Below are 26,298 nucleotides of genomic sequence, written 5' to 3' on the forward strand. Positions count from 1 at the left end.
GGGTCGGTCAGGCGGCGTTGAGCTGCTGTACCACTTCGAGAGCACCGTTGACGTGCTTGCCGATGTTGCTCATCGACTGGAAGACGTGGCGAACGACACCCTCCCGGTCGATCACGTAGGTGACCCGGCCGGGCAGCAGCCCGAACAGGGACGCCTGGACGTCGTACGCCTTGCGCACCTCGCCGCCGGCGTCCGAGAGCAGCAGGAACGGCAGCTTGTACTTGCTGGCGAAGCCCTCGTGCGAGTCGACCGAGTCGGAGCTTATCCCGATGACCCGCGCACCGGCCTCGCTGAAGACCTCGTAGCTGTCGCGGAACGAGCACGCCTCGGCGGTGCAGCCGGGCGTGTTGTCCTTGGGGTAGAAGTAGAGCACCACGGTCTGCTTGCCGCGGAAGTCGCTGAGCGTCACCGACTCGCCCGAGTTCGAGGTGAGCGTGAAATCGGGCGCGATGTCGCCCGCCTGCGGTCCGGTGTTCTTGGCCATGATCGAACCTCCCGGCCGAAGCCTACCAACCGGATGGTTGAACGGTCACCGTTCCTATGGACTGTGCATGAGTTGTGCATGCTCAGCCGCGTGCCCCGAACGGTGTTGGGCACACTGGTCGCCCGCTTTCAGTCCGCAGTCCGGTGACGGGCATCGTGTGCGCGGTCCGGGAACGCGGCGGCGGGGTCCCTCACACCCAGCGGCACTTGGTCCGGCCTGGGCGCTCCGATGCCCAACACGATCACTCCGGTCGTGTCGGGGCGGTGGCGTCCGTCGCCGGGCTTTGTGGCCCTGGGCGCGTCTACCGATCACGACGGCAGCCGCGTCGTGACGGGTGGTTTTGCAGGCGGGGGTGTGCAGCGGCTGCTGCCAGTGCTGCGCACCCCACTTGGACGTGTAGGCCGGGTCGACCGCGATGATCGTGATGCCGGTCTGGTCGGCCATGGAGGTCAGCCGGGCGCGCAGCCGTGCGGTAGGCATGCCGGAGATCAGCTTGCGGAAGCGACTGCGCCGGCCGTGCTTCTCCCGGGTGGTGTCGGCGGTGAAGTCGAGGTCCTCAACGGCGATCGCGGTGACGCCGCAGGTGGTGGCCCAGTGCAGCAGTCGGGTGAGGGCGTGGCGGACCTGCGCGTCGCGGTGCTCCGCGTTGCCGGAAAGGTCGTAGCCGAACCGGTGCGGTGCGCCGACGGGGTTGCCATGGGCATCGAGGCGCCAGGCGGCCAGGTGGTCGGCGTTCATGTCCACCCCGATACACCCCGATACCAGGGCCGCAGCAAGGGGGATCGTGGGTGCGGGTGGGTGCTGCCAGGACGCGGTCACATACCAGCGGTCGCGCTGCGGGTCGTAGCTGATGCGGTACGCCACGGCCCGGTCGGCGGCGACACGGTCGGCCCACTCGGGGCCGCGGTGGGCGAACGCGACCCGGCAGGCCAACTGGTACCGGCCGTGCGGCGCGTTGGCCAAGTGGGCAAGCGGCGTCGGCAGTTTGATGGACAGCTGGCCGTCGGGGGTGACGCGGATCGTTTCGTTGCTGAACCGTTTACCGGACTCGCCGTCGGCGGACAGGAACCAACGCGCGGCCGTCCAGCGCTGCCGCCACTGATCCTGCGTCAGCTGCGCCCGCTCCAGGTGCTGGCGGGTGTTGAGCAGCCGGCCGCCACCGCGGACCACCCGGACCCGGCCGCTGTCCCAATCCGCGCCTGCCGCGGCGTGCCGGTCGACCAGACATGCCAAACGGCGGGACTTGGCGTGCCACTCCTTCTTCGAACGGTAGCCACCCGGCGTCCGTTTGGTTCCCTTCGCTCCCACTGGTTGGGCCAGCCGGTGGCGGAGCATGTCGATACCCGCCCGCAGACCCTGAATGTGCGCGGCCAGACCACGCCGCGCTAGCGCCCACTGATCGTGGGTCGCTTTCGTGATCGACCCAGCCCACCGCGACGACGACACCGCTGTAAGACCCCGCTTACGCTCTGCCCACCGGGTGCTGTCATGGGACAGGCCGTCAGCACACCGCCGCCTAAGGTCACCACCTGCGAGGGAACCCAGATGTACGCCCACCAGCCGCAGCACCCGCTCGTCCTCGCCGGTCAGGCCTTTGAGCCGATCCCGTACCGCCACGCCGGACGGACCGGACGCCACAAACGGTGCGGCGATCGAACGCAGATCAGCCATGCCCAGCCGCTACAGCTTGCCCGCCACCGCTGCCTGTCGAGCCGCGACCGCACCAGCAGGCACCCAACGACACCGACGTCCCGACCACCACGAGCGGACCATAACATCCACTCGTATACATGCATAAACCGTCATGCGCACTCCGTCAGCAACAGCTAACAACCCCTCACCGGGCTCAGCCGCTGGTCAGGTACAGGATCGCGGTCAGTGTGGCCATGGACAGCAGGCTGGAGACGAGGATCGCGTCCCGGCTGAAGTCGGCGCCCGCCCGGTACTCGGTGGCGTAGACGAAGGTGTTCTGCGCGGTGGGCAGGCCCGCCACGACCGTGACCGCGACCAGCTCGGCCGGGCCGAGGTGGAACAGGAACCGGCCCGCCAGGTACGCCGCCAGCGGCTGCGCCAGCACCTTCAGCACCACGGCGACGCCCACCCCGGCGCCGCGCCCGGCGCCCGCCACGGGTTCCGCGTCCGGCGCCGCCGGGTCGCGGTGCAGCGACATGCCCAGGGCGAACAGCGCCGCCGGGACCGCCGCGCCGCCCAGCAGCTCCAGCGGGTGCAGCAGCCAGTCCGGCGGGTGCCAGCCGCTCGCGCTGGCCAGCACGCCGAACAGCGAGCCCAGGATCACCGGCGTACGCAGCGGCAGCAGCGCGATCCGCCGCCACCGCCCCTGGCCGCCGTTGGCGTCGGCGTCGAGCAGGCCCACGATCAGCGGGGTGACCAGCATGGTCTGGAAGACCAGCACGGCGGTGATCAGGGAGACGTCGCGCAGCACGTACACGGCGACGGGGATGCCCAGGTTGCCGGAGTTGACGTACGCCGCCGACATGGCCGCGATCACCCGGTCGCCGTTGCGGCCGGGCAGCAGCCGCCGGGCCAGCATGTACGCCAGCAGCCCGATCGCCAGCGTGCTGAGGGCGAACGCGGCCAGCGGCCGTAGCGGCAGCCCGCCCAGCGGCGTCTTGGCCAGCGTGGTGAACAGCACCGCCGGGATCGCCACCAGGAACGTGAACGCCGCCAGCGCCTGCTGGGTGGCCCGGGTCAGCACGCCGAAGCGGATCGTCCCCCACCCCAGCGCGGTGATCATCCAGATCGGAGCGAAGGCGGCCAGCACCAGCTCACGCTAGTCCCCGACGTGGTATTGCCGGGCAATCGGGGTGACCGGAGGTCCGGAAACGCCCGATTGCCCGGCAACTCGCGCGCGGAGGAGGGACGCGCACGATCGGGTAACGCTCTAAAGCTGCGCCCGCAGGTCCTTGCGCAGGATCTTCCCGGCGGCGCTCTTGGGGATGGCCGGCACGAACGTCACCGCCCGCACCCGCTTGTACGGCGCGACCCGCTCGGCGACGAAGTCCTGCACGTCCTGCGCCGACAGCTCCACGCCGGGGGCCACGGCCACGAACGCGTGCGGGATCTCCTCGCCGTCGGCGTCGCGCCCGGCCACCACGGCCGCGTCGGCGATGCCCGGGTGCCCGAGCAGCACCGCCTCCAGCTCGGCGGGCGGCACCTGGTACCCCTTGTACTTGATCAGCTCCTTGACCCGGTCGACGATGAACCAGTCGCCCTCGGCGTCGACCAGGCCCACGTCGCCGGTGTGCAGCCAGCCGTCGGCGTCGACGGTCGCGTCGGTGTCCGACTGGCGGCCCAGGTAGCCGCGCATCACCTGCGGGCCCTTGATCCAGATCTCGCCCGCCTGGCCCGTCCCCAGGTCGTCGCCGGTGGCCACGTCCACCACCCGGGCCAGCGTGTTCGGGATCAGCGGGCCGACCGTGCCCGGCTTGACCCGGGGGTCGCCCTGCACCTGGGCGTGCGACACCGGCGACAGCTCGGTCATGCCGTAGCCCTGCTTGACCACGCAGCCCAGCCGGTCCGCGCACGCCTGCGCCAGCTCCCCGTCCAGCGGGGCGGCGCCGGAGAACACGACCTCCAGCGCGGACAGGTCGTATTCGGCGACCATCGGGTGCTTGGCCAGCGCCAGCACGATCGGCGGGGCGACGAACGCCCGGGTCACCTTCTGGTCCTGGAGCGCGCCCAGGAACTCGGCCAGGTCGAAGCGGGGCAGCACCACCAGCGTCGCCCCGGCCGACAGCGCCATGTTCATCAGCACGGTCAGGCCGTAGATGTGGAAGAACGGCAGCACGGCCATGACCCGGTCGGCGGGTTCGTACTTGACCACCTGCTGCGACTGGACCACGTTGGCGACCAGGTTGTCGTGGGTGAGCATGACGCCCTTGGCCACCCCGGTGGTGCCGCTGGAGTACGGCAGCACCGCCAGCGTCGCGGCCGGGTCCACCGCCACCTGCGGCGCCGGGTCGGCCGTGGCCATCAGCTCGGTGACCGAGCGGTATCCGTCCGCCCCGTCGCAGACCAGGATCTCCTGCACCTGGTCGGCCGCCGCCGCGGCCCGGTCCAGGAACGCCGAGATCGTCACCAGGATGACGGAGCCCGAGTCGGCGAGCTGGGCCCGCAGGTCCTTCACCGTGGCCAGCGCGTTGACCGTGGTCACGGTGGCCCCGGCGGCGATCGCGGCGTGGAAGACCACCGGGTAGAGCAGCGAGTTCGGGCTGAACACGGCGAGCACGTGCCCTGGGCGCAGCCCCGCGGCGGCCAGCCCGGCCGCGAGCCGGTCGACGCTGTGCGCGAGCTGCGCGTACGTCATCGTCTGTCCGGTGCGGCCGTCGATCAGCGCGGGATGGTCCCCGCGCGCCGTGGCGCCGCCCAGGACGAGCTCGGTGACGGAGACCTGCGGGATCTCGACGTCGGCCATGGGACTGCGGAAGGGCATCGTCGCCTCACTCTCGTACGCGTACAGAGTCAGGTCAGCATGCAAGCTGTCGCCGCGCTGGGCAATACCCGGCGGCGCTCACATCCCTCCAAACTGCTCAGCCCTCCTCCTCGCGCGGTTCGGGCGGTTCGGGCGGTACGGGCGGTACGGGCCGCCGCAGCCGCACCGCCGCCAGCGCCACACCGGTGGCGGCCAGCCCCGCGAGGACGTGCAGCGCCACCGACGGCGCCCGGCTGTCGAGCTCGGTCACCACGGCCCCGTCATGCCACCACGCCGTGAGCCCGATCGCGGCGACCGCCGCGAGCAGCACCGGCACCAGCCGTCCCGGCGGCAGCAGCCCCCGGCGCAGGGCCCGCGCCAGCGCCCACCCGGCCAGCGCGAGCGCGGCCAGGTTCAGCACCGCGAGCAGCAGGCCGGCTACGACGCCGGCGCCCTCCGGGCCGGGCGTCGAGGCGTACAGGGTGTCGACGAGGAACACGGTGCCGCCGAGGATCGGCGCACCGAGCAGCACGAACCGGCGGTCGCCGCCGCCGGGTCCGTACGTCCGGGCCGCCGCGGCCGCGACGAGCAGCACGAGCAGGCCGATCGCCCCAGCGGTGAACAGCGCCGCCGTGACCCGGGCGCCGATGGTCGGCTCCCAGACGTCGGCCAGCGGCGGTACCGGGTCCCACCGGTCGAAGGTCCAGATGCCGAGCCGAGTCCAGGTGCCGTCGACGTCACGCCGCAAGATGCCGTCGGGCCCGTTGGCGACGATCACGACGTGCCCGCTGCCGGACGGGAACACCCGCAGCGATTGCGAGCTGAGGTGGTCCGTCTCGCCGGAGTCGCTGAAAAAGCCCTTCGGCTCGTACCAGTCGACGAGTGCCGCGAGCTGGCGGCCCCGCACCTGCCACGCGGTGGTCCAGGTCCGGCCGCCGTCCTGGCTGGACTGCACGTGCAGCTCGCCCTCGACCGCGCGGTAGCAGACCTGGCCGAGGCAGTCCTCACGCCGTCCGTCCTGCGGACGCTCGTCCGGTTGCTCCTGCAGCGGCACCGGGGTGAAGGTGGCGCCGCCGTCGGTGCTGCGTACGTATCCGAAGGGACTGTCGTGGTAGCCGTTGACGGTCTCGACGAGGATCGCGCCCGCCTCGTCCGTGCCCACCCAGTTCGTCTCGGGCCACATCGGTGCGCTGGTGGCCACGGTCGCCAGCAGCGCGGCAGGGACCAGGACCAGAGCCCGGACCGTCCGCAGCGTGCGCCCGGCAGGCCGTCGCGCGTGCCCGGCCCGGCGCCAGGCCCACCAGGACAGGGCCAGGGCGGGCAGGACCAGCAGGTCGGTCGCGTCGGCGCGGACCACCGACGGCCCGTGCAGCACCGACCACGCCTGCGACGCCAGCCGGGCGCCGGGTTCGACTGCCTTGACCGCGGTGAAGCCCGCCGCGGTGAGGGCGAGGGCCAGCGGGCCGGCCACGCGCTCGGGCAGCCGGGGCGCCAGCGCCGCGAGGCACGCCAGCAGCGGCGGGAACATCAGCATCCCGGCCAGGTCGCTGAGCTTGCCGGTGACCTGGCCGGGATACCAGGCCTTCAGCAGATGGTCGTTGAGCAGCAGCAGGACCAGGCCGCCCACGCTGACCGGATGGGCCAGCCAGGCCAGCGCCCGCCCCAGCCCGTCGCGCCGACCCTCATCGATACCCACCCCGTCCGACATGCGCCCCAGGATCGCAGCCGCGCACAACCTCGCGCCGGGCGCCGAGAAGGGCACCGTCCACCCGCACAGCGGTGGGACGGTGCCCTTCTCGGCGCCCGTCAGTCCTTGGGGTTGTCCTTGTTGTGGTGCTCGGCGAGGAAGCGCTCCAGCTCCGCGCCGAGTTCGTCGGCCGTCGGCAGCGGGGTCGGCTCGGTGAGCAGGTTGCTGGCGCGGCCGCGGGTGAACGCGTCGTACTGCTCCTCCAGCGCGCGGACCACCGCGGCGGCCTGCTGGTTGTCGACGAGCTGGCGCTCGATCTCGGCCCGCACCCGCTCGCCCGCCTCGCGCAGGTCCTCGGTCGGCAGCAGCAGGCCGGTGGCGCGCGACACCGAGGTCAGCAGCAGTTCGGCGGCGGGCGGGTACTCGCTGTCGGCCAGGTAGTGCGGCACGTGGGCGGCGAAGCCCATCGCGTCGTGCCCGGCCTGGCCGAGGCGGAACTCCAGCAGGTTGGTCATGCTCGCGGGCACCTGCACGTTGGCGATCCACGGCTCGTGGCCCACCGTCAGCTCGGGCCGGGTGCCGTGGGCGGTGACCCCGGCGGGCCGGGTGTGCGGCACCGACATCGGGATCGCGTGGACGCCGATGGTCAGCCGCACCTGGAGCCGGTCGACCAGCAGCTTGAACGCGGCCACGAACCGCTCCCACTGCAGGTCCGGCTCCGGGCCGGTGAGCAGCAGGAACGGGGTGTCGTCGTGGTCGCGCAGCGCGTGCAGCTCCAGCGCGGGCTCGTCGTAGGACTCCCAATGGTCGGCCGCGAAGTGCATCAGCGGCCGCCGGGACCGGTAGTCGAGCAGCTGGTCCAGATCGAACGTGGCGACCAGCTGCGAGTCGAGGGTGTCCAGCAGGTGCTCCCGGGCCAGCCGCCCGGCCGAACCGGCGTCGACGAACCCCGACAGCGCGTGCAGCAGGACCGGGCGGCCCAGCTCGGGCAGTTCGTCGGCCAGCTGGTACAGCTCCTGTGGGTCGAGCACGTCGTTCGCCTCCTGCAGATGGACTTCCACCGAGGCCAACACCGCCGCCGCCGTGGGCATTCCTGCGCGCTACCGCCGGATTGCCGGACACGCGGGCGCGTCCGGCGATCCGGCGTGGGCCTCAGCCTGCCACGGTAGCGCCGAGGCGCCGGGCGGCCTCGTGCGCCTCCGCCCCGGGCGCGTCCTGCGGCGCGTCCTCCTTGCGGCCCAGCCAGCCGAGGCCGACCAGAGCCAGGCCGACGGCGGCCCAGGCGGACAGGACCCATACCGCAGGGGTGCCGCCCGCGCCGTCGAACCAGGCGACCGAGCGCAGCAGGGTCGCCCCGGCGCCGATGGGCAGCCACTGCCCGAACTGCCCCCACGGCTGCGGCAGCAGCTCGGGGGCGGCGCCCACCGCGCCGAGCGCGTTGCCGACCAGCAGCACCAGCGCCGCGCCCAGCCCGATGCCGCGCGGCCCGGCGACGCTGGCCAGCCCGTTGACCGTGGCGCTGATCGCCAGGGTGATCAGCGCGATCACGCCCGCGACCGGCAGCCACTCGCCGCCGACCACGCCGAGCCAGCCCTGCAGCACGGTGGCGCCGATGGTGCCGGACAGGGCGGCGAAGGCGAGCAGCCCGGCGATCCGGGCGCCGAAGCGCGGCACCGCGAAGAACAGCGCGACGGCGGCCAGGATCGAGGTGATGACCAGCGGGAAGAAGCCGGAGGCGAAGCCGCCGCCGTGCGGGTCGTCGGCGGGCAGCGGCGCCAGGTCGGTGACGGCGACCGGCGGCCCGCCCGCGCCGAGCTGCTGGGCGGCCACGGTCAGCAGGCTGGCCACGGCGGGTGCGGCGGCCGAGGCGACGTGCAGCTGCGCGCCCTGCGGCCCGAGGACGAAGGCCGCGTACGCCTCCCGCCCGCGTACCGCCGCGTCGGCCGCCGCCGCGTCGGCGACCTCGGTGACCTCGAACGCGTCGGGGTCCGCCGCGGTGATCCGGGCGGTGAACGCCGCGACCGCCGGGGCCGGACCGGTCACGACGACGGGCAGGTCACGCGGCCCGAGGTTGGCCGCAGGGGCCGCGAACAGCGGCAGCAGCAGCGACTGCAGGGCCATCACCGCCGCGGCGATGATCAGGGCCAGGGCCGCCGGGGGTGGGGTGCGGCGCATCAGCGACTCCTTAAAACGAACGCTCATTCTCTTACGGAAGAGTGTGCCGTACCGCTTCCGCCTGTCAAGAACGATCGTTCGTTTTATGATCTGGGACATGCCCCGCGTCTCGGAAGCCCACCTCGCCGCCCGCCGTCGCCAGATCATCGACGCCGCCCGCGCCTGCTTCTCCCGCAACGGCTTCCACGCCACCTCGATGCAGGACGTGATCAGCGAGGCCGGGCTGTCCGTCGGCGCCTTCTACCGCTACTTCCGCAGCAAGGAGGAGCTGATCTCGGCGATCGCCGAGGACGTCATCGGCATGATCGGCGAGATCCTGGACCAGGTCCGCACGGACGAGCCCGTGCCGCCGCTGGCCGAGGCGATGAGCCGGGTGCTGCGTGCCGTCGAACCGCAGCTCGGCCCCGACGGCGTGTTCCCGATGGCGCTCCAGGTCTGGGCCGAGTCGCTGCGCAACCCGCAGCTGGCCGAGTTCGTGCGGCGGGTGTACGGCACCGTCCGCCACCACTTCGACGACCTGGCCCGCCGCCAGATCGCCGCCGGCCACCTGCCCCCCGGCGCCGACCCCCACGCCGTCGGCACCGTGCTGTTCAGCCTCATCCCCGGCTACGCCCTGCAACGCGTGCTGCTCGGCGAACCGGACGTCGACACCTACATCGCGGGCCTGCACACCCTCCTCACCACCCGCTGACCCACCACTGACCCACCACCCGCCGCCGGAACCCCTCGCCGAGTTGCCGGGCAATCGGGCGTATCGCGGCCGCTCTTTCGCCCGATTGCCCGGCAACTCGGCGAGGGGTTCCGTCCTCCCTGATCAAGGGCTCGGCGGGTGCCGTTAATTGACTGATGACTCAGTCAGTGGATAGCCTGGCAGGGAAGCCGGGAGGGATGTCTGATGGCCACGCGGGCCACGGGAACGAGCACGCAGGTCCGGGAGCAGGTCGTCGTCAAGCGCTGCTGGAGCCGTCGGGCGGCGCGGCAGTTCGGTTGAGTGCCGGACGCACTCCGACACCGAACGCCCTTCCCTCTCTCCTCAGCTTGGAGCTCTTCCCATGTCCGGCCTCGCGGTCGTCACCGCTGCCCGCCGTTACCGTGCCCTCATCGCCAGCCCGGGTGTCGCCAGGGTCGCGGTGCCCTCCCTGATCGGCCGCCTGCCCTACGGCATGGCGACCCTGGTCTTCGTGCTCGCCGTGCAGCACGGCACCGGCTCGTACGCCGTCGCCGGCATCGCCACCGGCGCGCACTCGGCCGTCACCGCGTTCACCGCCCCGTGGCTGGGCCGCCTGTGCGACCGCGGCCACGCCGTCGCGGTGCTGCGGAGCACCGGCGTGCTCTATGCCGCCCTGCTGACCGCGATGGTGGTGGTGCTGTGGCGGCACGACCCGGTGTGGCTGGTCGTCGCGCTGGCGGCCGCCGCCGGGGCCGCCAACCCGCCCGTCGGCGCGGTCACCCGGGTGGTGCTGCCGGGGCTCGCGCCCGCCCACGCCAAGACCGCGTACGCCTTCGACGCGATCACGGTCGAGCTGACGTACGTGCTCGGGCCGATGCTGATCGCGCTGGTGACCGCGCTGGCCAACCCGTACCTGGCGGTGGTGCTGACCGCGCTGCTGGCCACCGCGGGCTCGCTGGGCCTGGCCGCCGCGCCGGGCCTCACCGCCCGCTACCGCGAGATCCACACCGGGGCGGGCACCGCGGCCCCGGCCCGGCGCGACCGCACCCGGCTGCTCCTGCTCAGCATGGTGATCGTGCTCATCGTCGGCGCCCTCGAAGCCGCCGCGTACGGCGTGATGGAAGTCGCCATCCCCGCCTACGCCGCCGACCTGGGCACGCCCCAGTTCGCCGGGGCGGTGGTCGCCGCGTGGAGCGCCGGATCCATCACCGGCGGCATCTGGTTCTCAGGCATGAATCCGCGGCTTAGTCAAGCCAGGCTGTTCGCTCTGCTGCTGTGCCTCAACACCCTCGGGTTCGCCGCGATGCTGCTGGCCCACGGCCTGCCGAGCCTGGCGCTGATCCTCTTCCTCGGCGGAATGGTCATATCCCCGACAACAGCGGTCGAGTGCGCGCTCGTCACCGACATCGCCCCGGCCGGGCGCAGCACGGAGGCGTTCACGCTGGTAGGGACGGGGATCTATGTCGGTTTCGCCGCCGGGTCGTCGCTGTCGGGCGTGCTGATCTCCCGCGGCACCGCGCTGACCAGCGTCATCCTCGTCGCCACCGCCATGGTCGGGCTCGGTGCGCTGCTGGCGCTGACCGGGCGCGGGCGCATCGGCGCCGACGCCGCCCGCGGGGTCGCGGCCGCATCGGACACACCGGTACGGGCCTGATCAGCGACTCAGCCGATGCTCGCCATGGTCGATTGTGCGTTAGGGTTTGGCGCGTGGCCCGACGAACTGCCGAAGTGCGCCTCGATGCGCTGCTGCGCACCGCCGTCGACGTGATCGTCGAGCGCGGGTTCGCCAACACGCGCACGGCCGACGTCGCCAAGGCCGCCGGAGTCAGCCAGGCGCTGGTGTTCTACCACTTCACCAGCAAGGACGCCCTGCTGGCGCAGGCTTTCGCGTATGCGGCCGAGCAGGACGTGGCCCGGCTGCACGCGGTCATCGAATCCAACGCCACATCCACCGAGAAGCTGAAGCGGCTGGTGAAGCTGCTCGCCCCGGCCGGGCGGTCCAAGTCGTGGCTGATGTGGATCGACGGCTGGTCCGAGGCGCTGCGCACCCCGGAGCTGGAGAAGGTGTCCCGGAAGATGGATCTGCGCTGGAAGGAGGGGCTGACCGAGGTCATCGCGGCCGGGGTCGCCGACGGCTCCTTCACCTGCGACGACCCGGCCGGTGCCGCCTGGCGCATCAACGCCATCATCGACGGTCTCGCCGTCCAGCTCACCGTCCACGAGAAGGCCATCTCCCGCAAACAAGCCTTCGAATGGATGCGCATGGTGACTGCTCGCGAGGTCGGCATAGATCCCGCCGACCTCGCTTGACTGCTGGCGCCCGCTCCGCGGGCGCGGCACGCTCGCTCTGCCGCTGGCGCCCGCCTCCGCGGGCGCGGCACGCTCGCTCTGCCGCTGGCGCCCGCCTCCGCGGGCGCGGCACGCTCGCCTTTCAGGCGGCGTCTTCCCTCGTCGCTGCCGAGCCTTCGGCTCGGTCACGCTCCTCAGTCCAGACGCCGCCGGCGAGCGTGCGAGACCCGCGTGGGGTTCAGCGGGTGGTGAGGCCTTGGAGGGTCGCGACCGTCAGGGCGCCGAGGGTCGGGAGGTGGTAGCCGCCCTCGTGGACGGCTACGGCCGGTAGGCCCAGGTCGGCGAGGATGGCGCCGGTGTCGTGGTAGCCCTGTTCGGTGACCTGGAGCGGGCTCTCCGGGTCGGCGGCGGCCGCGTCCACGCCGAGGGAGAGCACGATGGCGTCGGCGCGGCCCGCGACGAACTCGGCCATCCGGCGTACGCCCGCAAGCCAGGTCTGGTCGCCGCTGCCCGGCGCGATCGGGATGTTGAGGTTGGCCCCCTCGCCCGCGCCGGTGCCGGCCTCGTCGCCGAACCCGGCGTAGTGCGGGAACCAGCCCGCGCCCGGGTCCACGTGCACCGAGGTGTAGAGCACGTCGGCACGGTCGTAGAAGATCGACTGGGTGCCGTTGCCGTGGTGGGCGTCGACGTCGATCACGGCCACCCGGGCGACTCCGGCCCGGCGCAGCGCCAGCGCCGCGACGGCGGCGTTGTTCAGGTAGCACGAGCCGCCGAAGCCGGTGCGGGTGGCGTGGTGGCCGGGCGGGCGGCAGAGGGCGTACGCGGCCCGCTCCCCCGCGGCGACCAGGTCGGCCGCGGTCGCCGCGGCGTGCGCGGCGGCCTGGGCGGCGGGCCAGGTCCCCGGCCCGACCAGCGTCATCGTGTCGTAGCAGAACTGCCCGGCGCGCGCGTGCACGGCCGTCGGGCGGCGCACCGGCAGCCCTTCGAGCATCGCCGGAGTCGGGAAGACGTACGGCACCACGCGGTTCTGGTGGTCCAGGTAGCCGCCTTCGCACCACTCGCGATAGATGTTCTCCAAGTGCGCCACCAGGGCCGGGTCGTGTGCCTGTACGAGCAGGTCGTCGGCGAGCGGGCGGGCCTGGACCAGCCGCGCGCCCGCGCCGGTCAGCGCCGCGCGCAGCACCGTGGCGCGTTCGGGGAGTTCGGTGCCGGGCGTGCGTACGCCGATCCAGATCTCGGCGTCGGGAACGTGCCGCAGCACGTCGTCGCTCCACACCACGGGCAGGTCCAACTGCTTCGCCATCCCGGCATGATGCCAGCCTTCATCGGCTCCTCACAGGGGTCGTTACTGAGTCGAGACTCAGCTAGGCTCCCGCCCATGCCCCGCGTGACTGACCTCGGTATCACCATCGGTTCCCTGCCCAGCGGCCCCAGCCGCTCCATCGTCGACGTGCCCGGCGTCGGCGTCGGCCACGCCACCGTCTGGCGCGACGAGCAGCCGCCACCGCTGGGGCGCGGCGCGGCGCGCACCGGGGTGACCGTCATCGACCTCGGCGGCAGCGGCTTCCACGCCCCGATCCCGGCGGGCGGCTCGGTGCTCAACGGCGCGGGCGAATGTACCGGCCTGCTGTCCGCGCAGGAATGGGGGCTGGTCGAGAGCCCGATCTTCCTCACCTCCACCATGCAACTCGGCCGCGTGTACGACGCCGCCTGCGAACTGCTGATGGCCGAGGAACCCGCGATCGGCGACGACGACGTGATCATCCCCGTGGTCGCCGAGTGCGACGACAGCTTCCTCAGCGAGTCACGCCGCATGCAGGTCACCCGCGACGACGTCGCCGCCGCGCTGGCCGCCGCCCGCGCCGGTGCGGCCGCCGCCGACGCCGACCGGGCCGCCGGGCGCGTCCCGCAGCCGCCCGCCGAGGGCGCGGTCGGCTCCGGCACCGGCATGAGCTGCCTGGGCTTCAAGGGCGGCATCGGCACCGCGTCCCGGGTCGTGCCCAGCGGCCACACCGTCGGCGTGCTGGCGATGACGAACTTCGGCGAGCGCGAGCGGCTGACGGTGGCGGGCGTACCGGCCGGACGGCTGCTGCCCGGGGCCGCCGCCCCGACCGCGCCCCCGGCCGGGTCCTGCGTCGTCGTGATCGTCACCGACGCGCCGATCGACCCCGCCGGCTGCCGGCGGCTGGCGGCCCGCGCCGGGCTCGGCCTGGCCCGTACCGGCTCCACCGCCCACCACGCCAGCGGCGAGATCTTCCTCGCCCTGGCCACCGGGCTGCGGGCACCGCGCGGCGGCCTGAGCGAGCGGACGGCCCTGCAGGGCCGGGCACTGGATCCGTACTTCGCGGCCGTCGTCGAGGCCACGGAGGAGAGCGTCCTGAACAGCCTGCTCAACGCCCCGACGGTCACCGGCCGCAACGGCAACACCTCCGAAGGCCTCCCGATCGACCAGCTCACCCCCCTCCTCCACCACCCCTGACCCCACACCGCCCCACACCACACCGCCCCACCCAGCTCCGCCGCGTCCCACCCCGCCCTCCCCCGCCCTGCCCCGCCCCGCCCTGCCCTGCCCTGCCCCTGCGCCGCCCCGCCCCGTCTTTTATTGACGCTGGCCTATTACGTGGACTTTGACCTTGCCTCAGTCGACGTAATAGGCCAGCGTCTACATTGGCGCCGTGGGTGATCGCCGTCTGCGGTCGCATGGTGCGGATGCAGCGCATGTTTCGACCGCAGACGGCGATCTCCACGCGACCCACCCGCGGCAGCGCCCCACGCGGCAGCGCCAAGCGGTAGCGCGCCCGAGCGGCAGCCGGGTAGCGTCTCCGATCACGACTGGAAAGCGCTTTCCGCAACCATTGACCCAGCCCAGACCCGCCTAGTAAGGTTCGAATCCGATACAGAAAGCGGTTTCCATGCCGTTTCCGTACGCCGAACTCCGGAGACCCCATGAGCAGGCACTCCCGACCGTGGTGGCGCGACGCCGTCATCTACCAGGTCTACCCGCGCAGCTTCGCCGACGGGGACGGCGACGGGATCGGTGACGTCAACGGCCTGCGCGACCGCCTCCCCTACCTGCGTGACCTCGGCATCGACGCGATCTGGCTCAGCCCCTGGTACGTCTCCCCCATGGCCGACGCCGGCTACGACGTCGCCGACTACCGCGACATCGACCCGCGGTTCGGCTCCCTGGCCCACGCCGAGGCGTTCCTCGCCGAGGCGCACGCCCTGGATCTGCGCGTCATCGTCGACATCGTGCCCAACCACTGCTCCGACCGGCACCCGGCGTTCGCGGCGGCACTGGCGGCCGCGCCCGGCGCCCCGGAGCGGGACCTGTTCTGGTTCCGGCCCGGCCGGGGCGAGCACGGCGACCAGCCGCCCAACGACTGGCGCTCGCACTTCGGCGGCCCGGCCTGGACGCGGGTCGACGACGGCGACTGGTACCTGCACATGTTCGCCCCCGAGCAGCCCGACTGGAACTGGGACCACCCCGCGGTGCGCGCCGACTTCGAGACCACGCTGCGGTTCTGGCTCGACCGGGGCGTGGACGGTTTCCGCATCGACGTCGCCGACCACCTGGTCAAGGACCCGGCGCTGCCCGACCAGTCCACTCTCGACCCCGCCGCGATCCGGCCGTGGCGCGACCAGGACGGGGTGCACGAGATCTTCCGGAGCTGGCGCGCCATCGCCGACACGTACCCCCAGCAGGCGGTGTTCGTCGGTGAGCTCTGGGAACCGAACGCCGACCGGTTCACCCGCTACCTGCGCCCCGACGAGCTGCACACCGGGTTCAACTTCGCGTTCCTGGCCTGCCCCTGGGACGCGCTGGCGTTCCGGGCGGTGATCGACGAGACGCTGGGCACGCACGCGCTGGTCGGTGCGCCGGCGACGTGGGTGCTGTCCAACCACGATGTCGTACGCCACGTGACGCGCTACGGCCGCGCCGACACCTCGCACAGCTTCGCCCCCGACGCGATGACGCAGACCGCCGACCTGGCCCTGGGCACCCGGCGGGCGCGGGCGGCGGCGCTGCTCAGCCTCGCCCTGCCCGGCAGCGCGTACGTCTACCAGGGCGAGGAGCTGGGTCTGCCCGAGGTCCAGGACATTGCGGCCGAGCTGTTGCAGGACCCGCGCTGGCTGCGGTCGGGCTTCACCGACCGGGGCCGCGACGGCTGCCGGGTGCCGCTGCCCTGGTCGGGCACTGCCAAGCCGTACGGCTTCAGCCCCGACTGGGCCACCGCCGACCCGTGGCTGCCGCAGCCGGAGGCGTGGGCGGCGCTGAGCGCGCAGGCCCAGGCGGGCAGCCGCCCGTCCATGCTGGAGCTGTACCGGCGCGCCCTGCACCTGCGGCGCACCGAGCCCGACCTCGGCGACGGCACCCTCACCTGGCTCGACGGCGCGGGCCCGGCCGCCCACGGCGTGCTGTACTTCCGGCGCGGCGACGGCTTCGCCTGCCTGGTCAACCTGTCCGCCGAGCCGGTGCCGCTGCCGCCGCACGGCTACCTGCTGCTGGCCAGCGACCCGCTACAGGAGCTCAAGGTCGCCCCGGACAGCGCGGTCTGGCTGCGGCTGGTCTGAGCGGCCCGACACCGCGGACGACCCCCCGCAGTGATGCTCGGACACGGCCGAACCAGGCGCCCGCGGCGCGGCCGTGTCCGGGATCACGCCCGGCGAAGGGCCGCTGAGCTGCCCCACCAGCCCGAATTCCGAGACGGGAAGCTCGCGTGACCAGGCCGGTCGTTACCCTGGGCGCATGAGAATCGGCATCGTCGGAGCAACGGGTCAGGTCGGCGGCGTCATGCGCCGTGTGCTGGCGGAGCGCAAGTTCCCGGTGGACGAGCTGAGGCTGTTCGCCTCGGCCCGCTCGGCCGGCAGGACGCTGCCGTGGGCCGACACCGAGATCACGGTGGAGGACGCCGCCACCGCCGACTACCGCGGACTCGACATCGTGCTGTTCTCGGCGGGCAAGACCACGTCGCTGGCGCTGGCGCCGAAGGTGGCCGAGGCCGGCGCCGTCGTGATCGACAACTCGTCGGGCTGGCGCCTGGACCCGGACGTGCCGCTGGTCGTTTCCGAGGTCAACCCGCTGGCGGCCAAGCAGCGCCCCAAGGGCATCATCGCCAACCCGAACTGCACCACCATGGCGGCGATGCCGGTGCTGCGGCCGCTGCACGACGAGGCGCAGCTGACCGGGCTGATCGCCACCACGTACCAGGCGGTGTCCGGCACCGGCCTCACCGGCGTGGACGAGCTGCACGAGCAGGCCAGCGCCGTGATCGGCGAAGCTCGCGGCCTCGCCCACGACGGCCGCGCCGTCGACTACCCGGCCCCGAAGGTGTACGCCCACCCGATCGCGTTCAACGTGCTGCCGCTGGCGGGCGCGCTGGTCGCCGACGGCTCCGGCGAGACCGACGAGGAGCAGAAGCTGCGCAACGAGAGCCGCAAGATCCTCGGCATCCCGGACCTGCCGGTCTCCGGCACCTGCGTCCGGGTGCCGGTCTTCACCGGCCACTCGCTCCAGATCAACGCCCGCTTCGCCCGCCCGATCAGCCCCGACCGGGCCCGCGAGCTGCTGGCCGATGCGCCCGGCGTGCGACTGGTCGACGTGCCGACCCCGCTCCAGGCCGCCGGCCAGGACCCGACGTACGTCGGGCGCATCCGCGCCGACGAGACCGTCGCGAACGGACTGTCGCTGTTCTGCTCCAGCGACAACCTGCGCAAGGGCGCGGCCCTGAACGCGGTGCAGATCGCCGAGCTGCTGCTGGCCGAGCTGGGCTGATCCGGCCTGTGTGGATCGTGTGAAGGGCCGGTGCACGCACCGGCCCTTCACGGCATCCGGGTGGTTGCATGAACCTGTGCGTGACTTCTTCCGCGTATCGCGACGGCTGAGCCTGCGGGCGGCGGCCGCCTGGACCGCACTGCTGATCTTCACCGGCGGCTGCGCGTGCTGCTGCGGCTCGATCGGGCCGATCGGCTTCGCCCCCGACCTCGAACCCGTGGACCTGGTGGACACCTGGACCGGCGAGAGCGGGGCCCGGCTGGTGCTGCACTCGGACGGCACCTTCGACGCCGACCGCCTGCACGGATGCGCCGACAACGACAACAGCCGCTACCACGGCCACGACATGGCCGACCTGCCCGACGGCGGCACGGGGCGGTGGACGCTGGGGCCGCCGGAGCGGCTGGACCCGTACCAGGACCTGTGGCTGGAGTTCGACAGCGGGGCGGGCTGGGGCTGGCAGGCGGGCGACGACGAGATCGTGGTGCTGCTGGGCGACCCGGACGTCCAGGACGTCTGCTTCTTCGAGCGCAGCACCTCCTGACTGGCCCGACCCGACCCCGCCCCCCGACCCCCATCACTCACGGCGACCGCCCCCACCTCCGCCCAGCTCCCGTTTTTCATAAACGTTGGCCTATCTCATCGACTCCAGCGAGATCGAACTCGACGACATAGGCCAACGTTTATGAAAAACGGGCGGGCGGCGGGCGTGGTGGCGGGGTCGGGGCGGGATCAGGCGGGGTCTGGGCGGGGTGGGACAGGGCAGGTCAAGCGGTGGGGCCGGTCGGGGTGCCGTTCGCGGCGGCGGCGATGCCGTCGCCCACGTGGGGCAGCAGGCAGGCCGCCTGGTGGCCGCCGTGCAGCGGCAGCACCGGCAGTGCCTCGCCCGCGCAGCGCGCCGCGATCCCGGCCCGCTGGGCAGTGCCGTCGGCCACCGCGGGGCAGCGCGGATGGAACCGGCACCCGGCCGGTATCCGCGACGGGTCCGGCGACTCCCCCGCCAGCACGATCGGCTCCCGCCCCGCCTCCGGCAGCACCGAGATCAGCGCCGACGTGTACGGATGCTTCGGCACCGCCAGCACCTGCTCGGTCCGCCCCACCTCGACGATGCGCCCGAGGTACATCACCGCGAGCCGGTCGGCGATGTTCCACGCCAGCCCGAGGTCATGCGTCACGACCAGCACCGACAGGCCCAGCTCGTCGCGCAGGGACAGCAGCAGGGCCAGGATCTCGCCGCGCACCGAGGCGTCCAGCGACGCGACCGGCTCGTCCGCGATGATCAGCTCCGGTTCGAGCACCAGCGCACCCGCGATCACGACCCGCTGACGCTGCCCGCCGGACAGCTCGTGCGGGTACCGCCCGAAGAATCGCTCCGCCGGGCGCAGCCCCGCCTGCGAGAGCGCTCGGGCGACCAGTGCCTTCTCGTCGCCGGGCACCTTGTGGATGCGCAGGCCCTCGGCGACGGCCTCGTACACGGTGCGGCGCGGGTTGAGGGCGCCGGTCGGGTCCTGGAGCACCAGCTGCACCCGGCGGCGCAGCGCCTTGAGCCCGGCCGAGCGGTAGTCCAGCGGCCGGCCGTGGTGCAGCACCTGGCCCGCGTACGGCCGCTGGAGCCCCAGCAGCGCGCGGGCCAGCGTGGTCTTGCCGCTGCCGGACTCCCCGGCCAGGGCCACGATCTCGCCCCGGTCGACCGACAGCTCGACCCCGTCGACGGCCCGGATCGGCGGCACCCCCTTGACCGGCGCCCCGAACCCGACCTTCAGCCCTCGCGCCTCGATCACCGGATGCACCGAGAACCGGTCCGCGCCGGCGGCTCCGGCCGCCGCCCCGGGCCGTGCGACCTGCTCACTCATGACGGACCTCCCACGTGGACGCAGGCGGCGCTGCGGGCGTCGTCGACGCGGCGCAGCGCGATGTCGTGCTCGGCGCATTCGCCCAGCGCCACCGGGCAGCGCGGCGCGAAGGCGCAGCCGCCGTCGAGGTCGCGCGGGTCGGGCGGGTCGCCGGGCAGCCCGCGCGGGGCGCGGCGGGAGGCCGGGTCGCCGATGACCGGGAACGCCGCCGCCAGCGCCCGCGCGTACGGGTGCGCGGCGGCGGCGAACAGCTCGTGGCCGGGACCGTGCTCGACCACGCGGCCGGCGTACATGACGGCGACGCGGTGGCAGGTGGAGGCGAGCACCGACAGGTCGTGGCTGATCAGGATCAGGCCCAGTCCCCGCTCCCGGACCAGGTCCGTGAGCAGCGTCAGCACCTGGGCCTGCACCATCACGTCCAGCGCGGTGGTCGGCTCGTCGGCGATGATGAGCCGCGGCTCGCAGGCCAGCGCCATCGCGATCATGACGCGCTGCTTCTGCCCGCCGGACAGCTCGTGCGGGTAGGAGTCGGCCCGCCACGCGGGCACCCCGACCTGTTCCAGCAGGTCGGCGACCCGGGCGGCCGCCGTACGGGCCGAGGTCCTCGGCGCGTGCAGCAGGATCGGTTCGGCGATCTGGCGGCCGACGGTGCGCACCGGGTTGAGGGCGTGCATCGCGCCCTGGAACACGATCGAGGCGTCGTTCCAGCGTACGGCGCGCAGCTGGCCCCAGCTCATGGTGAGCACGTCGGCGCCGTCGAGTGCGATCCGCCCGGACACCTCGGCGGTGCCCGGCAGCAGCCGCAGGATCGCCCCGGCCAGGGTCGACTTGCCGCAGCCGGACTCCCCGGCCAGGCCGAGCGTCTGCCCGGCGTCCAGGGACAGGTCCACGCCGCGCACGGCGGGGACTCCGACGCCGCGGTCGCGGTAGGACACCCGCAGATCCGATATCTCCAGCAGGGGTGCCATCACATCTCCAGCCGTGGGTCGAGGATGCGCTCCAGCGCCCGGCCGCACATGTTGAACGCGCGGACCACCAGCACCACCGACAGGCCGGGGGCGAGCACCCACCACCAGGCGTCGAGGTCGATCGCGCCGAGGTCGTACGCCTGCTCCAGGATGCGGCCCCAGGAGACCCGCAGCGGGTCGCCGAGGCCGAGGAACGACAGCGTGGTCTCGGCGATGATCGCGACGGAGACGGTCAGCGTGGTGTTGGCCAGCACCAGCGGCATCACGTTGGGCAGCACGTGCCGGGTCATCTGGTGCCAGTGGCCGCCGCCCAGGGCGCGGGCCCGTTCCAGGTACGGCCGCGCCTCGATGGCCATGGTCTGCGCCCGCACCAGCCGGGCGGTGCCGGACCACGACGTCACGCCGATCACGATGACCACGGCGACGAGCTTGGGCACCGCCGGCGGGAACACCGTGGCCAGCACGATCGCCAGCGGCAGGTACGGGATGACCAGGAACCACTCGGTGAGCCGGTTGAGCGTGCCGCCGAGCAGGCCGCTGAAATGGCCGGAGGTGATGCCGACCAGGGTGCCCAGCACCATCGAGATCACCGTGGCGGCCAGCCCGACCAGCAGCGTGATCTGGCTGCCGTGGACGACCATGGTGAGCACCGAGCGGCCCGCGTTGTCGGTGCCGAGCGGGAACGCCCAGCTCGGCGGTTGGAGCGGGCGGCCGGGCGCCTTGGTGATCTCCAGGCCGACCGGGTCGGCCAGCAGGTCCGCGAAGATCGCGACCAGCGCGAACAGCACCAGCACGATCAGGCCGGACCGGCCCTCGCGGTCGCGCAGGAAGCGCCGCCAGGTCGGGACACGCAGGGCAGTGATCGTCATGACGCACGCACCCGGGGGTCCAGCACCGGCATGAGCAGGTCGGCGACGAGGTTCATGACGATCACTCCGGCCGAGAAGAACAGGAACAGGCCCTGCAGCAGCGGGATGTCCGGTCCGCGCAGCGCGTCGAAGGTCAGCAGGCCCAGCCCCGGCCAGGAGAACACCGTCTCCACCGTGATCGCCCCGGCCACCACGAAGCCCATGCTGAGGAAGAACAGGGTCATCGACGGCAGCAGCGCGTTGGGCAGCGCGTGGCGCCGCATCACCAGGTCGTCGCGCAGGCCCTTGGCCCGCGCCGTGGCCAGGTAGTCGGCGCGCCGCTCGTCCAGCATCGACGACCGCATGATCAGGGAGTACTCGGCGACGTAGACGACGGTGAGGACGGTGACCGGCAGCACCATGTGCCACAGGGTGTCCACGACGGCGGGCAGGGTGGTGCGCGGGTCGCTCATGCCCCGGGCCGGGAAGACGCCGTACTTGTTGAGCAGCACCAGCAGCACCAGGCCGAGCAGCCACTCCGGCACCGAGTAGAAGGTGACGGCGAGGCTGGAGGCGACCCGGTCGAACCGGCTGCCGTGGCGCCAGCCGCTGCGCGCGCCCAGCCATACGCCGATCCCGGCGGCCAGGACCAGCGCGGTGCCCGACAGCAGGACGGTCGGCAGGATGCGCTCGCCGATCACGTCGACGACCTTGGCGTGCTGGCTGAACGAGACGCCCAGATCGCCCTGGAGCAGCGCGCGCAGGTACTTGCCGAACGCCGTGTACCACGGGTCGGTGAGCCCGAGCCGGTCGCGCAGTTCCCGCAGCGCCTCGGGGTCGGCGTTGCGCCCGCGCGGGGCGAACGCCTTGGCCGGGTCGCCGGGCAGCACCCGGAACAGGAAGAAGTTGACGACCGTGACGAACAGCAGCATGGCCAGCGCCGAGAGCAGCTTGCGCAGGACGTACCCGGCGGAGAGGGTCCGGCGGGGCCGGTGCGTCGCCGCACCGGCCCCGTCGCCGACGCCGCTCACTCCCGGTCGTCCGCGTTCTTGCGACGGCGGCTGACCAGCACGATCACCATGACGATCAGCGCGAGCAGCACCACCGCCCCGGCGACGATCAGCACGACCAGCACCGTGGACAGGCTGTCGTTGCCGGCGGGGGCCGCCGAGGTGACCGGCTGGATGTGGCGGTAGCTGTGCGTGCCGTACTGGAAGGCGAGGATGCCGCCGTTGCTGGGCTGCGGGACGAACCCGGTGAACCGGTCCGACCGGTACGCCTCGGACTGGTTGTAGTAGTACGTCAGCGAGTACGCGACGTCGTCGTACAGCAGCTTCTGGGCCGCCTTGACCACCTCGGCCCGCGCCTTCGGGTCGATCATGGTCTGCTGCTGCCGGTACAGCTTGTCGAACTCGGGGTTGCAGTAGAAGCTGTCCGACCAGCCCGCCGCGATCTCGCCGTCCTCCTCGTACGAGCGCTGGTCGCAGGTCATCACCGACAGCTGGAAGTCGGGGTCGGGCTCGACGACCCAGCCCCACTCGAACAGGTCGAACTCGCCCTTGCCCAGCACGCTGGTGAGGTTGTCCTCGCTCATGATCGAGACGGTGACCTTGATGCCGACGTCCTTGAGCCAGGAGCGCACGTACTCGGCGGACTGCTTGGAGTATTCCGAGGAGTCGCGGCCGAACAGGCGGAGCTCCAGCTTCCTGCCGTCCTTGGCGCGTACGCCGTCGGCGCCCTTGGCGTAGCCCGCGGCGTCGAGGATCGCGTTCGCCTTGGCCGGGTCGAACGCGCGGGCGTCGGCGCCGGGGTTCCAGTGCATGTCGGCGTAGATCGGCGGGATCACGCCGGAGGCGGGGCTGCCGTGGCCGTTGAGCACCTTGTCGACCAGGGTCTTGCGGTCGATGGCGGTGTCGATGGCCAGCCGGACCTGCTTGTCCTTCAGCGCCGGGTGCCCGTCGCCGATGGCCTTGCCGTCGACGGTGGCGGCGCCGAGGTTGTAGCCGATCTCGTTGAAGCCGTAGTACTTGGCGTCGTTGACGGTGATGCCGGGCTTGCCGACCAGGGTGTCCGCGATCGCGGCGGGCAGTTCCTGCGCCATGTCGATCTCGCCCTGGCGCAGCGCCTGGGCCAGCGCGGAGTCGTCGGCGAAGACCGTGAACACCAGCTCGTCGATCTTCGGCGCCCCGTCGAAGTACGACTTGTTGGCGGTGAACCGGTAGAACTGCCCCTTCTTCGCCTCGGCCAGCCGGAACGGCCCCGAACCCACCACATCCTTGTCGTTGGCGAAGGTGCCCGCGTCCTTGGCGCTGACCTTCGACCAGACGTGCTCGGGCAGGATCGGCACGGCCAGGCGCAGCATGATCGGGCTGGGTTTCTCCGTGGTCATGACCACGGTCGCGTCGTCGGGCGCGGTGATGTCGGTGATGTTGTCGACGTAGCTGCTGTACTGCCCGTTGGCCGTCTCGTCGGTCTTGGCCCGCTTGAACGTGTAGACGACGTCCTTGGCGGTCAGGTCGGTGCCGTCGGACCACTTCACGCCCGGGTGCAGGTGGTAGGTCCAGGTCTTGCCGTCGGCCGAGGTCTCCCAGCTCTGCGCGAGCGAGGGCTCGGGCGAGAAGTCCTTGGCGGAGGAGACGGTGAGGTAGTCGTACATCAGCTGGTACATGTCGAACGCGGCCGCGACCACGCCGACGTACGGGTTCAGCGAGTCGATGTCCTGCTTGACGCCGATGACGAAGCTCGTCTTGCTCCGCGGCGGGTTGGCGGCACCGGGCGAGGGCGACTCGTCCGCGGCGGCCGGGGCGGCCAGCGCCCCGAGCGCGGCCAGCGCGACGGCGGCCACCATGGCCACCCGGGCGCGAACTCCGCGTACTGACTGATTGGTCAGCCAGGATTTGGGAGCAGGTGGGGTGCTGCTCATCAGGTTCTCTCCCTTGGTGCCCGGGGGCGTGGGGGGTAAGGTCCCCGGTCATGCCGCACGATCGAGACGATCACGACGCCACCGTCCCGCCGGTCGCCCCGACCGAGCCGCACGAGCGTGAGCTGCACGGACGCCGGTGGACCGACGAGTACGGATGGATGCGCGACCACGGCGACCCGCGGCTTCTCGCCTACCTGCGCGCCGAGCGCGAGTACCACGATGCCGCCGCCGATCGCTGTGAACGCACCCGGACCGAGGTGTTCCACGAGGTGGAGCAACGCCTCCTCCCGACTGATGACTCAGTCAGTTGGAGACATGGTTCACGTTTCTACTACACCCGGACCGTCGCCGGAAGTGAGTACGAGCAGTTCTTACAAGCCGGTCATGACGGCGACGCCGACCGGGTGCTGCTGGACGGCGCCCTTCTGGCGGGTACGGACGGGTTCGCCGAGATCGGGCTGCGGGAGCTGAGCCCCGACAACACGCTCCTGGCGTACTCCGTGGATACCACCGGCGACGAGGTCTATCGACTGCGGTTCCGCCAGTTGGCGACGTTGACGGACCTTTCGGAGGAGCTGCCCCGCACGTACTACACCGGGGCGTGGAGCGCCGACTCCGGCACGTTCTTCTACACCGTGCACGACGAGCTGTTCCGCCCGCACCAGGTGTGGCGGCACACGATCGGCACCCCCGCCGACGCCGACGTGCTCGTGCTCCAGGAGGACGACGCGCGCCACGAGCTGACCGTACGGGCCAGCCGGGACCTGCACTGGATCATGATCGAGTCGCGCAGCCGCGACACCAGCGAATGGCACCTGGTCCCCGCGCACGAGCCGCACGCGGCCCCCAGCCTGGTCGCCCCCCGGCGGCGCGGCGTCGAATACCGGATCGACCACGCCGACGGGCAGCTGGTCGTCACCACCGACGACGGCGCCCCCGAGTTCCGGGTCGTCACCGCCCCGGTCGGGACCCCCGGTCCCGGGCACTGGACGCCGCTGCTGGCCGCCCGGCCCGGCGAGCGCCTGGTCGCCTGCCACGCGCTGCGCACCCACTGGCTGTGCGAGCTGCGCCGCGACGGGTTCCCGCTGCTGCGCACGATCGACCGGGCCACCGGCGCCGAGCTGGAGATCGGCTCCGGCCTGGCGGCGGGCAGCGTCGTCCTGGCCACCCCCATCGAGTACGACGACACCGCCGTCACCGTGCGCGTCGAGTCCCTGATCGACCCGCCCGCCTGGTACTGCGTAGACCTGCGCACCGGCGCCCGCGAGCTGCGCAAGCGCCACGAGGTGCCCGGCTACGACCCGGCCGCGTACCGCACGCAGCGGCGCCACGCCACCGCTCCCGACGGCACCGCCGTCCCCGTCACGCTGGCCTGGCGCGCCGGCACCCCGCTCGACGGCACCGCCCCCGCCCTGCTCTACGGGTACGGCGCCTACGAGGCGTGCCTGGACCCCGAGTTCGACCCGGTGCTGCCCAGCCTGCTCGACCGGGGCGTGGTCTACGCGCTGACCCACCCGCGCGGCGGCGGCGAGAACGGCCGCGCCTGGTGGCACGGCGGCCGCCTGGCCGCCAAGGCCAGCACGTTCACCGACCACCTCGCCGTGGCCGACTGGCTCGCCGACGGCATCGCCGACGGCACCCGGCTGGGCACGCGCGGGCTGTCGGCGGGCGGGCTGCTCCAGGGCGCGGTGTACTCGATGCGGCCCGAGCGCTGGGCCGCGGTCGTGGCCGAGGTGGCGTTCGTGGACGTGGTCACCACCATGCTCGACCCCGACATCCCGCTGACCGTCAACGAGTGGGACGAGTGGGGCGACCCGCGGCGGGCCGAGGAGTTCGCGTGGCTGTGGGCGTACTCGCCGTATGAGAACCCGCCCGCCGGGCCCCGGCCGCCGCTGCTGGCCACGGCGGCGCTGCACGACCCCCGGGTGATGGTGCACGAGCCGGCCAAGTGGGTGGCCCGGCTGCGCGCCACCGCCGCCCCCGGCGACGGGCCGGTCTACCTGCGTACGGAGCTGGGGGCAGGCGCCCACACGGGCCCCGCGGGCCGCTACGCCCACGCCCGCTACGAAGCCGAGATCGCCGCCTTCCTCCTCACCCACCTCCGCACCACCTGACCTCCGCCCGCAACAGAAACGTATCCGCTGCCGTATATGTCGATACTTCTATGCTCGCCCGGCCGATGTCGTTCTCCTG

21 protein-coding genes are annotated in these 26,298 nt (G+C 72.5%); 8 read left to right on the forward strand and 13 right to left on the reverse strand.

The window, feature by feature from the left end; all coding sequences use genetic code 11:
• Positions 1-7 precede the first annotated feature (7 nt).
• The 7 genes from Cs7R123_RS33860 to Cs7R123_RS33890 all read right to left on the reverse strand — a co-directional run bounded on the left by Cs7R123_RS33860 (position 8) and on the right by Cs7R123_RS33890 (position 8,805).
• Entirely contained in the window at positions 8-484 is a 477-nt protein-coding gene (locus tag Cs7R123_RS33860; RefSeq protein WP_212832635.1) for a peroxiredoxin, read from the reverse strand.
• A gap of 54 nt (positions 485-538) precedes the next feature.
• Positions 539-2,155 carry a hypothetical protein gene (locus Cs7R123_RS33865; RefSeq protein ID WP_212832637.1) on the reverse strand — a complete coding sequence of 539 codons (1,617 nt, stop codon included), beginning with the start codon at positions 2,153-2,155 and terminating at the stop codon, positions 539-541.
• 175 nt (positions 2,156-2,330) lie between these two features.
• The gene (locus tag Cs7R123_RS33870; protein WP_212832639.1) at positions 2,331-3,266 is read right to left on the reverse strand and encodes an AEC family transporter; all 936 of its coding nucleotides are present in this window, start codon (positions 3,264-3,266) and stop codon (positions 2,331-2,333) included.
• A gap of 120 nt (positions 3,267-3,386) precedes the next feature.
• Positions 3,387-4,937: an AMP-binding protein gene (locus tag Cs7R123_RS33875; RefSeq protein ID WP_212832641.1), complete on the reverse strand. Its 1,551-nt coding sequence runs from the start codon at positions 4,935-4,937 to the stop codon at positions 3,387-3,389.
• A 97-nt stretch (positions 4,938-5,034) separates the two neighbouring features.
• Positions 5,035-6,624: a hypothetical protein gene (locus tag Cs7R123_RS33880; RefSeq protein ID WP_212832643.1), complete on the reverse strand. Its 1,590-nt coding sequence runs from the start codon at positions 6,622-6,624 to the stop codon at positions 5,035-5,037.
• A gap of 98 nt (positions 6,625-6,722) precedes the next feature.
• Positions 6,723-7,634, reverse strand: coding sequence for a proteasome assembly chaperone family protein (locus tag Cs7R123_RS33885; protein ID WP_212834847.1), 912 nt, complete (start codon positions 7,632-7,634; stop codon positions 6,723-6,725).
• A 121-nt stretch (positions 7,635-7,755) separates the two neighbouring features.
• Positions 7,756-8,805, reverse strand: a complete 1,050-nt coding sequence (locus Cs7R123_RS33890) for a hypothetical protein (protein WP_212832645.1) — start codon at positions 8,803-8,805, stop codon at positions 7,756-7,758.
• A 70-nt stretch (positions 8,806-8,875) separates the two neighbouring features.
• Here Cs7R123_RS33890 and Cs7R123_RS33895 point away from each other — a divergent pair, with 70 nt between their 5' ends.
• The 3 genes from Cs7R123_RS33895 (at position 8,876) to Cs7R123_RS33905 (ending at position 11,758) form a co-directional block, all read left to right on the forward strand.
• Positions 8,876-9,469: a TetR/AcrR family transcriptional regulator gene (locus Cs7R123_RS33895; protein ID WP_212832647.1), complete on the forward strand. Its 594-nt coding sequence runs from the start codon at positions 8,876-8,878 to the stop codon at positions 9,467-9,469.
• Positions 9,470-9,830: 361 nt separating this feature from the next.
• Entirely contained in the window at positions 9,831-11,102 is a 1,272-nt protein-coding gene (locus Cs7R123_RS33900) for an MFS transporter (RefSeq protein ID WP_212832649.1), read from the forward strand.
• A gap of 53 nt (positions 11,103-11,155) precedes the next feature.
• Positions 11,156-11,758 carry a TetR/AcrR family transcriptional regulator gene (locus tag Cs7R123_RS33905; protein ID WP_212832651.1) on the forward strand — a complete coding sequence of 201 codons (603 nt, stop codon included), beginning with the start codon at positions 11,156-11,158 and terminating at the stop codon, positions 11,756-11,758.
• Between the two features lie 217 nt (positions 11,759-11,975).
• On the opposite strand, the gene Cs7R123_RS33910 is transcribed toward Cs7R123_RS33905, so the two are convergent.
• On the reverse strand, positions 11,976-13,040 hold the full coding sequence (locus Cs7R123_RS33910; RefSeq protein ID WP_212832653.1) for a hypothetical protein: 1,065 nt from the start codon (positions 13,038-13,040) through the stop codon (positions 11,976-11,978).
• Between the two features lie 75 nt (positions 13,041-13,115).
• Between Cs7R123_RS33910 and Cs7R123_RS33915 the strand changes: the two genes are divergently transcribed.
• The 4 genes from Cs7R123_RS33915 to Cs7R123_RS33930 all read left to right on the forward strand — a co-directional run bounded on the left by Cs7R123_RS33915 (position 13,116) and on the right by Cs7R123_RS33930 (position 18,057).
• The gene (locus Cs7R123_RS33915; RefSeq protein WP_212832655.1) at positions 13,116-14,216 is read left to right on the forward strand and encodes a P1 family peptidase; all 1,101 of its coding nucleotides are present in this window, start codon (positions 13,116-13,118) and stop codon (positions 14,214-14,216) included.
• Between the two features lie 467 nt (positions 14,217-14,683).
• Positions 14,684-16,312 (forward strand): glycoside hydrolase family 13 protein, encoded by a 1,629-nt coding sequence (locus Cs7R123_RS33920; RefSeq protein WP_212832657.1) that lies wholly within the window; start codon positions 14,684-14,686, stop codon positions 16,310-16,312.
• 175 nt (positions 16,313-16,487) lie between these two features.
• Entirely contained in the window at positions 16,488-17,513 is a 1,026-nt protein-coding gene (locus tag Cs7R123_RS33925) for an aspartate-semialdehyde dehydrogenase (RefSeq protein ID WP_212832659.1), read from the forward strand.
• 76 nt (positions 17,514-17,589) lie between these two features.
• Positions 17,590-18,057 carry a hypothetical protein gene (locus Cs7R123_RS33930; protein ID WP_212832662.1) on the forward strand — a complete coding sequence of 156 codons (468 nt, stop codon included), beginning with the start codon at positions 17,590-17,592 and terminating at the stop codon, positions 18,055-18,057.
• A 223-nt stretch (positions 18,058-18,280) separates the two neighbouring features.
• Here Cs7R123_RS33930 and Cs7R123_RS33935 read toward each other — a convergent pair whose 3' ends face one another.
• From Cs7R123_RS33935 to Cs7R123_RS33955, 5 genes are read right to left on the reverse strand one after another with little or no spacing between them, the layout of a single operon-like run.
• Positions 18,281-19,366, reverse strand: a complete 1,086-nt coding sequence (locus tag Cs7R123_RS33935; RefSeq protein WP_212832664.1) for an ABC transporter ATP-binding protein — start codon at positions 19,364-19,366, stop codon at positions 18,281-18,283.
• Positions 19,363-20,334 carry an ABC transporter ATP-binding protein gene (locus Cs7R123_RS33940; protein ID WP_212832670.1) on the reverse strand — a complete coding sequence of 324 codons (972 nt, stop codon included), beginning with the start codon at positions 20,332-20,334 and terminating at the stop codon, positions 19,363-19,365. Before Cs7R123_RS33940 ends, Cs7R123_RS33935 begins: the two co-directional genes overlap by 4 nt.
• Positions 20,334-21,203, reverse strand: coding sequence for an ABC transporter permease (locus Cs7R123_RS33945; protein ID WP_212832671.1), 870 nt, complete (start codon positions 21,201-21,203; stop codon positions 20,334-20,336). The genes Cs7R123_RS33940 and Cs7R123_RS33945 overlap by 1 nt, the downstream gene beginning before the upstream one ends.
• Positions 21,200-22,213 (reverse strand): ABC transporter permease, encoded by a 1,014-nt coding sequence (locus tag Cs7R123_RS33950; RefSeq protein WP_212832672.1) that lies wholly within the window; start codon positions 22,211-22,213, stop codon positions 21,200-21,202. The genes Cs7R123_RS33945 and Cs7R123_RS33950 overlap by 4 nt, the downstream gene beginning before the upstream one ends.
• Positions 22,210-24,105, reverse strand: coding sequence for an ABC transporter substrate-binding protein (locus tag Cs7R123_RS33955; RefSeq protein ID WP_212832674.1), 1,896 nt, complete (start codon positions 24,103-24,105; stop codon positions 22,210-22,212). The genes Cs7R123_RS33950 and Cs7R123_RS33955 overlap by 4 nt, the downstream gene beginning before the upstream one ends.
• Before the next feature lie 50 nt (positions 24,106-24,155).
• Between Cs7R123_RS33955 and Cs7R123_RS33960 the strand changes: the two genes are divergently transcribed.
• Positions 24,156-26,219 carry a S9 family peptidase gene (locus Cs7R123_RS33960; protein ID WP_212832676.1) on the forward strand — a complete coding sequence of 688 codons (2,064 nt, stop codon included), beginning with the start codon at positions 24,156-24,158 and terminating at the stop codon, positions 26,217-26,219.
• Positions 26,220-26,298 lie beyond the last annotated feature (79 nt).

Source organism: Catellatospora sp. TT07R-123 (assembly GCF_018327705.1).
Classification (GTDB): domain Bacteria; phylum Actinomycetota; class Actinomycetes; order Mycobacteriales; family Micromonosporaceae; genus Catellatospora.

What these genes read in the sequence shown, in the direction of transcription:
- Cs7R123_RS33890 (WP_212832645.1), bottom strand. Translation starts at nt 8,805, where the DNA reads ATGAGCGTTCGTTTTAAGGAGTCGCTGATGCGCCGCACCCCACCCCCG.
- Cs7R123_RS33920 (WP_212832657.1), top strand. Translation starts at nt 14,684, where the DNA reads ATGAGCAGGCACTCCCGACCGTGGTGGCGCGACGCCGTCATCTACCAG.
- Cs7R123_RS33960 (WP_212832676.1), top strand. Translation starts at nt 24,156, where the DNA reads ATGCCGCACGATCGAGACGATCACGACGCCACCGTCCCGCCGGTCGCC.
- Cs7R123_RS33910 (WP_212832653.1), bottom strand. Translation starts at nt 13,040, where the DNA reads ATGGCGAAGCAGTTGGACCTGCCCGTGGTGTGGAGCGACGACGTGCTG.
- Cs7R123_RS33915 (WP_212832655.1), top strand. Translation starts at nt 13,116, where the DNA reads ATGCCCCGCGTGACTGACCTCGGTATCACCATCGGTTCCCTGCCCAGC.
- Cs7R123_RS33940 (WP_212832670.1), bottom strand. Translation starts at nt 20,334, where the DNA reads ATGGCACCCCTGCTGGAGATATCGGATCTGCGGGTGTCCTACCGCGAC.
- Cs7R123_RS33875 (WP_212832641.1), bottom strand. Translation starts at nt 4,937, where the DNA reads ATGCCCTTCCGCAGTCCCATGGCCGACGTCGAGATCCCGCAGGTCTCC.
- Cs7R123_RS33945 (WP_212832671.1), bottom strand. Translation starts at nt 21,203, where the DNA reads ATGACGATCACTGCCCTGCGTGTCCCGACCTGGCGGCGCTTCCTGCGC.
- Cs7R123_RS33935 (WP_212832664.1), bottom strand. Translation starts at nt 19,366, where the DNA reads ATGAGTGAGCAGGTCGCACGGCCCGGGGCGGCGGCCGGAGCCGCCGGC.
- Cs7R123_RS33895 (WP_212832647.1), top strand. Translation starts at nt 8,876, where the DNA reads ATGCCCCGCGTCTCGGAAGCCCACCTCGCCGCCCGCCGTCGCCAGATC.
- Cs7R123_RS33900 (WP_212832649.1), top strand. Translation starts at nt 9,831, where the DNA reads ATGTCCGGCCTCGCGGTCGTCACCGCTGCCCGCCGTTACCGTGCCCTC.
- Cs7R123_RS33880 (WP_212832643.1), bottom strand. Translation starts at nt 6,624, where the DNA reads ATGTCGGACGGGGTGGGTATCGATGAGGGTCGGCGCGACGGGCTGGGG.
- Cs7R123_RS33955 (WP_212832674.1), bottom strand. Translation starts at nt 24,105, where the DNA reads ATGAGCAGCACCCCACCTGCTCCCAAATCCTGGCTGACCAATCAGTCA.
- Cs7R123_RS33860 (WP_212832635.1), bottom strand. Translation starts at nt 484, where the DNA reads ATGGCCAAGAACACCGGACCGCAGGCGGGCGACATCGCGCCCGATTTC.
- Cs7R123_RS33865 (WP_212832637.1), bottom strand. Translation starts at nt 2,155, where the DNA reads ATGGCTGATCTGCGTTCGATCGCCGCACCGTTTGTGGCGTCCGGTCCG.
- Cs7R123_RS33925 (WP_212832659.1), top strand. Translation starts at nt 16,488, where the DNA reads ATGAGAATCGGCATCGTCGGAGCAACGGGTCAGGTCGGCGGCGTCATG.